A 7,095-nucleotide genomic window follows, 5' to 3' on the forward strand; every position below is an offset into this window, starting at 1 on the left:
GCACTCCAAACATGTCCGCGCTCGGCTCACCCCTCTCCCCCATCGTGGGAGCGGGGCTGGGGGTGAGGGCGGAAAAGCGCGCGCTCCCTGTCCATAGCGAACCCAAGGAATGTACCCTTACAAGCCCCGTTGCTTGCGCTCGCGTTTAGGTTTGGACGCGCTGCCACCGTCGGCTTCTGCCTGCGTCTCGGCGCCGTCCGTCGCCGCCTCTGTAGCGGGCGCGTCCGCCTCGCCTGCGGCGGGACGCAGGGTAATTTCGAGGGCAGGCGCGTCGGGCGAGGATTCGGCAAGGTGCAGGGTGATTTCCGTGTTGGGCGCGTCCGCAACGGCTGCCTGCGCCTCGCCGCCGTCATCCGCTGCCAGCTCCTCTTCGAAGAGCGTGCCCAGCGTTGGCTCGCGCGTTTCAACGACGGCTGCCGCCTCTTCGGCGCGTGCGCCCCACTCGAACTTCGGCTCAAAGCGCGGCTTCACATAGCCCGTACCCGCAGGAATCAGCCGCCCGATAATCACATTCTCCTTCAAGCCGACCAGTTCGTCCACCTTGCCGCGCACCGCCGCTTCCGTGAGCGCTTTGACCGTGCGCTGGAACGACGCCGCCGACAGGAACGACTCGGTCTGCTGCGCCGCCTCCGAGACGCCCAGCAGCACCCACTCGGCAGTTGCGGGTCGTCCGCCCTCGGCGATGACCTTGCGATTGGCATCCTCGAACACAAAGCGGTCTACCGTCTGTCCAGGCAGGAAGTAGGTGTCGCCAGGGTCGATCACGCGCCGCTTGCGCAGCATCTGGCGGATGATGACCTCCAAGTGCTTGTCGTCGATGTCGACGCCTTGCGCCTTGTAGACCGCCTGAATCTCGCGGATGAGGTACTCCTGCACGCCGCGCACCCCGCGCAGGCGCAGCAGCTCGTGCGGGTTCAGCGGTCCAGGCGTCAAGCGGTCGCCTGCCAGCACCGTGTCGCCCTTGACCACCTCCAGCGAGCCTTGCGGGGGCACCAGCACCGCGTCCAGCACCGTGACCGCTTGGACGCCTGCCTCCAGAAGGCGCGTCAGGTGCGCGGTGCGAATCTCTTCCATCTCTTCGAGAATGACCGCGCCCGATTTGGGGTCTTCGATGGTCTGCAGGCTCATCTTGCCGACGAGCAGGTCGCCGACGGGCAGCGTGGCTTTGATGACCACCCAGCGCCCGACGGAGCGGATAATGTCCACCACCTCGCCTTCGTAGTCGACGGTGATGGCTTCGCCTTTGGGCTTACGCGCCTCGAACAGCTCCTCGACGCGGTTGATGCCCGAGTTGGGCGGCTCTTGCAGTTTGGCGAGTCGGCGCAACGAGTCGCGGGTGCGCTTTTCGAGCTTCTCTTCGCCCTCGCTGGGTTCTTCGGTCGCAAGCACAGGCACGGGCTTGCCCAACTGGTTCGCGGCGACTTTGAGCAGCACCATCTTTTGGTCTTTGCTGAGGTCGAGGGCTTCTTGGGCAGCGCCGCGCTCTTCCAGTTCGGTAGCTGTCAGGGCGCGTCCCGCGCCGACCTTGAAGCCTGCGATTTGCTGCCCTGCGCCTGCCACGCCGCCCGTGTGGAACACGCGCATCGTCAGCTGCGTGCCAGGTTCGCCGATGGACTCGGCGGCGATGATGCCGACCGCCGTGCCCAGCTCCACAGGGCGCAGCGTGCCCATATCCAGCCCGTAGCACTTGGCGCACACGCCTTGGCGCGTGTTGCAGGTGAGCGGCGAGCGGATGGGCACGCCGACGCGGTCATGCTCGACCCACTCGTAGCCTGCTTGGAGCCACAGGTCGCGGATAGCATCGCGTCGCGCGTGCAGGCGATCCAGCGTCTCCTGCGTGAGCGTATCATACGGTTCCAGCAGCGTTTCGCCCGTGATGGGGTCGCGCAGCGGCTGGTCGTCAGTCGGTGTAAACAGTTCGCCCTCGTCTTTGCCCGACAGTTCGCGCAGCGTCTGGGTGAACCGTTCGGTCGCCTGCGCTAAGGCGTCGATGTCGGCGGCGATGGCTTCGGGGATGATTTCGTTCTCGGCGACGAGGGGTTCGCCCGTGATGGGGTGGCGCAGGTCGCGTCGGGCGGTGCGCCCGCGAATGCGCTGGAACAGCGGCTCGATGAGGTCGCCCTCGCGCTCGATGCCGCTGACGACGATGCCTTCAGGCGTGCCGCAGTCGTGTTCGCGGATGACCACATCCTGCGCCACATCGCACATGCGGCGGGTGAGGTAGCCCGCGTTGGCGGTCAGCAGCGCGGTGCTTGCCAGCCCGCGCCGTGCGCCGTAGCCCGACACGAAGTATTCCAGCGTGGTCAGCCCCTCTTGGAAGTTGTGCTGCACGGGCAACTCCTCGACCAGTCGCTCGCCGCCCGAACGGAAGTCGAACCCGCCCATCATCAAGCCGCGCATGCCCACCAGCTGCGCCAACTGCTTGGTGGAGCCGCGCGCGCCCGAATCGGTGATGATAAACAGCGGGTTATCGTCGCGCAGTTCTTGCAGCATCACTTTGGACACCTCGTCGTACACGCGCTGCCAGAGCTGGATTTTGCGCTGGCGCTTCTCGTCTTGGGTCAGCTCGCCGCGGTCGTAGAGTTCGTCGATTCTGCGCGCCTTCTCCGCCGCCTCCTGCAGAATGGCGTCGCGCTGCGCAGGAATCGCCATATCGGTCAGCGCAAAGGTAATCCCGCCGCGCAGCCCCCATTCAAAGCCCAGCGCCTTCAGGTCATCCAAGAAGCGCACGGTACGCGCGTGCCCGCAGGTCTGGTACACCGCGCGAATTACTGCCGAGAGCATCTTCTTGTTGTAGACCACATTCAGCCAGTCAGGGTGATAGCGCAGCGCGTCGGGCATGATTTCGTGGAACATCAGTCGCCCGATGGTGGTCTGCACGAATTCGGGTTCTTCCGCGTTGGGACGCACGAGGCGCACCTCGACGGGTTCGTGCAGGCGCGCGTCGCCGCGTTCGAACGCCAGCCGCGCCTCTTCGGGGTTCGCAAAGCGGTAGCGAATTTCTGTTTGGCGCTGCGGGTCGTTCATCGTCAGGTAGTACGCGCCCAGCACGATGTCCTGCAGGGGTGAGACTACAGGCGAGCCGTCGGCGGGCTTGAACAGGTTGTGCGTGGAGAGCATCAGCGTGCGCGCCTCTGCCTGCGCGGGGAACGACAGCGGCACATGCACCGCCATCTGGTCGCCGTCGAAGTCGGCGTTGTAGGCGTGGCACACCAGCGGGTGGAGCTGAATCGCCTTGCCCTCCACCAGCACAGGCTCGAACGCCTGAATGCCCAAGCGGTGCAGCGTCGGCGCGCGGTTCAGCAGCACGGGATGCTCCTTGATGACCGACTCCAGCGCCTTCCACACTTCGGGCAGCTGACGGTCGATGGCGTTCTTGGCGTTTTTGACATTGTTGGCGAGTTGGTCGCGGATCAGCCGTTGCATCACGAACGGCTTGAACAGCTCCAGCGCCATCTCTTTGGGCAGCCCGCACTGGTGCAGTTGCAGCGTCGGTCCGACCACGATCACCGAGCGTCCCGAATAGTCCACGCGCTTGCCGAGCAGGTTCTTGCGGAAGCGTCCCTCCTTGCCCTTGAGCATATCGGAGAGCGACTTGAGCGGGCGTCCGCCTGTGCCTGTGACGGGCTTGGAGCGCTTGCTGTTGTCGATGAGCGCGTCCACCGCCTCTTGGAGCAGTCGCTTCTCGGAGTTAAGGATGCTCTTGGGCGCGCGGATTTCCATGATTTTGCGCAGGCGGTTGTTGCGGTTCACGATGCGCCGATACAGGTCGTTGAGGTCGCTGGTGGCGAACCGCCCGCCGTCGAGTTGCACCATCGGGCGCAGTTCGGGCGGCAGCACGGGCACAGCGTCCAGAATCATCCATTCGGGGCGCGTCTTGCTGTTTTTGAACGCCTCGACGATTTCCAGGCGTTTGATGGCGCGGGCGCGGCGCGTGCCCTGCGTCTTGCTGATTTCCTCGCGCAGCTCGCGATCGAGCTTTTCGAGGTCAATCTCCCGAAGCAGCTCGCGGATCGCTTCCGCGCCCTGCCCGACGCGCACCAGCGGGCGCAGGTCGCGCTGCAGCCTGCGCGCACCCGTAATCAATAGATGCTCAATCGCCTGCCAGCTGCTCTCGTCCAGCAGTTCGTAGCGCTGCAGTTTGGCGAGCCGTTCGATGGCTTTCTCCATCTCCTCCAGCAGGCGGGCGCGCTCGCGCCGTTCGCTCTCTTTGCGGCTTTCGTACATCCGCACGCGCTCCGCGATTTGCTGTTCGGTGAGCGTGTCGGCTCCCTCTTTCAGCTCGCGTTCCAGCCGCGCGTCCAGCTCCAGAAACACGCGCTCGATCTCGTCGTCGAAGTTGCGCTTGGCTTCGTCGACCATCCGCTGCAGGTCGCCGAGGTTCTGCTCGATGCCCGCGCGGTCGATGTCGATGACCATGTAGTTGGTGAAGTAGATAACTTTTTCGAGTTGGCGCGGCGAGATGTCGAGCAGCAGTCCGAGCGGGCTGGGCGGCTGCCCTTTGAGGTACCACAGGTGGCACACGGGCGCGGCGAGTTCGATGTGTCCCATTCGTTCGCGTCGCACGCGCGCGCGCGTGACCTCCACGCCGCACCGCTCGCAGCGGATGCCCTTGTTTTTGACGCGCTTGTAGCGTCCGCAGGAGCATTCCCAGTCGCGCGTGGGACCGAAGATGCGTTCACAAAACAGCCCGTCGCGTTCGGGCTTGAAGGTGCGATAGTTGATGGTTTCGGGCTTTTTGACTTCGCCATACGACCACGCCCGAATATCGTCGGGCGAGGCGAGACCGATTTTGAGCGCCTTGATACGCGAGATGTCCGCCATAGAATCTTCACCTCACAGCGTGCTGTCCGTTGCGGCGCTGGGCTGCAGGTCGCCCAGCACGGGTTTGGGCTTCGGTTCGTCGAGCATGTCGAGGTCTTCGAGGCTGCGCAGGTCGTGCGCGACATCGTTCTCATCGACGATTTGCACCTTGAGACCGAGCGCGCGCAGCTCGTTGACCAGAATCTTGAACGATTCGGGCACGGAGGGCTGAATCACGGGCGCGCCTTTGATGATGGCTTCGAAGGTGTGGATGCGCCCGTTCACATCGTCCGATTTGATGGTCAGCATCTCCTGCAGGGTGTGCGCTGCGCCGTAGGCTTCCAGCGCCCAGACCTCCATCTCGCCCAGTCGCTGCCCGCCGAACTGCGCCTTGCCGCCCAGCGGCTGCTGCGTGACCAGCGAGTAGGGTCCAATCGAGCGGGCGTGGATTTTCTCCTCCGCCAGGTGTTCCAGCTTGAGGATATACAGGTAGCCGACGGCGACGGGGTTGCCGAACGGTTCGCCTGTGCGTCCATCGCGCAGGATGACCTTGCCCGTTTCGGGGTCGAAGCCCGCGCGGTCGATGGCGCGCTGGCGGATGGCGTCAGTGAGCGTTGCGGCGTCGGGCGTCTTCTTGTCGGCGAGCGCGAGCCGTCGCGCCAGTTGCGCGCGCGCTTCGTCCGACGCCAACTCGATCGCACGGCGCACTGCATCCAGCGCGTCTGCGAAGGTCGCGCGATAGCCCCACTCAATCGGGTTGCCCGCCTCATCGCGCAGGTTCAATTCATGGTCAAGTAGGATGCGCAGCGCGTTGCGGCGCAGGCGGTCGGCAAGGTGGTGCATCTCTTGCTTGATCTCTTCGGGCGTCGAGCTTTGGAACACGGGCGTGCGGAACCGTATGCCCAGCTGCTTAGCGACCAGCCCCAAGTGGAACTCCAGAATCTGCCCGATGTTCATGCGCGAGGGCACGCCGAGCGGGTTCAGCACGATGTCGATGGGCGTGCCGTCCATTAGGAAGGGCATGTCCTCGACGGGCTGGATTTTGGAGATGACGCCCTTGTTGCCGTGCCGTCCCGCCATCTTGTCGCCTTCGGTCAGCGGTCGGCGTGTGGCAACCGTGACGCGCACGCGATGGTTCACGCTGGGCGGCAGTTCGTCCTCTTCCAGTTGCGTCAGCGTGCCGTTGCAACGCGGGCAGGATTTGGTCTCCATCGGCTTGGAGCGGTAGAACAGGCTCTTGCAGCTTTGGCACTCGTACTTGAAGCGTGCGAACTGCGTCACGCGCACCACATAGCCACGCTCGCCGTGCGGCAGGCGCAGCGACACATCGCGCATCTCTTCCGCTTTGCCGCCGAAGATGATGCGCACCAGCTTCTGCTCGGTGGACGCTTCGGTCTGCCCTTTGGGTTGGATTTTGCCGACCAGTAGGTCTTCGTGTTTGACCTCCGCGCCAAGACGGATGATGCCGTTCTCGTCGAGGTCGCGTCGCGCCTCCTCGCCCACATTCGGGATGTCGCTGGTAATCTCTTCGGGACCCAGCTTGGTCTCGGTAGCGTCGGTCTGGTGGCTTTCGAGGTGGATGCTGGTGTAGGTGTCGTCGTACAGCAGTCGCTGCGAGACGAACACGGCGTCCTCGTAGTTGTAGCCGCCTGCGGGCAGGAACGCGACCAAGATATTGCGTCCCAGCGCGAGTTCGCCGTTCTCGGTGGACGCGCCGTCGGCAATCACATCGCCTTTACGCACGCGCTGCCCCAGCGACACCTTCGGCAGGAAGCTGAAGCAGGTGCCCTTGTTCGATTGCACCAGGTGCGGCAGTTTGTAGATGTCCAGTTGCCCGTTATCCTCGCGTTGGATGCGGATTTCGGTTGCCGAGACATACTTGACTCGCCCATCAGCGCGCGCGGTGATCAGGCTCTGTGCGTATTTAGCGGCGTATCGTTCGATTCCCGTATGCACCAGCGGCGCTTCAGGGTTGATGAGTGGCACGCCCTGACGCTGCATGTTGGAGCCCATCAGCGCGCGTCCCGCGTCGTCGTGTTCCAAAAACGCAATCATCGTTGCCGAGGTAGAGAACACCTGCGCGGGGTCGACATCCATGTATTGCACCTGCTCGCGCGGCACGATGGGGTACTCGTCGCGCCAGCGCACCTGCACCGTTTCGGGCAGCGCGCCGTCTTCGCCGAGCGGGGTGTCGGCAGGCGCGATGTACGCGCTCTCATCCTCGTCGGCGGGCAGGTAGAGCACCTCGTCCGTCGCCTTGCCGTTCACCACCTTTCTGTAGGGCGTGCGCAG

2 protein-coding genes are annotated in these 7,095 nt (G+C 64.4%); both read right to left on the reverse strand.

The window, feature by feature from the left end; genetic code table 11:
- Positions 1-117: 117 nt before the first annotated feature.
- Positions 118-4,824 carry a DNA-directed RNA polymerase subunit beta' gene (gene rpoC, locus NW838_RS05345; RefSeq protein WP_414427640.1) on the reverse strand — a complete coding sequence of 1,569 codons (4,707 nt, stop codon included), beginning with the start codon at positions 4,822-4,824 and terminating at the stop codon, positions 118-120.
- Positions 4,825-4,836: 12 nt separating this feature from the next.
- A partial coding sequence (locus NW838_RS05350) for a DNA-directed RNA polymerase subunit beta (RefSeq protein WP_414427641.1) occupies positions 4,837-7,095 on the reverse strand: 2,259 nt, incomplete at its 5' end.

The sequence above is a fragment of the Synechococcus sp. R55.2 genome, assembly GCF_047462075.1.
Taxonomy (GTDB): domain Bacteria; phylum Cyanobacteriota; class Cyanobacteriia; order Thermostichales; family Thermostichaceae; genus Thermostichus.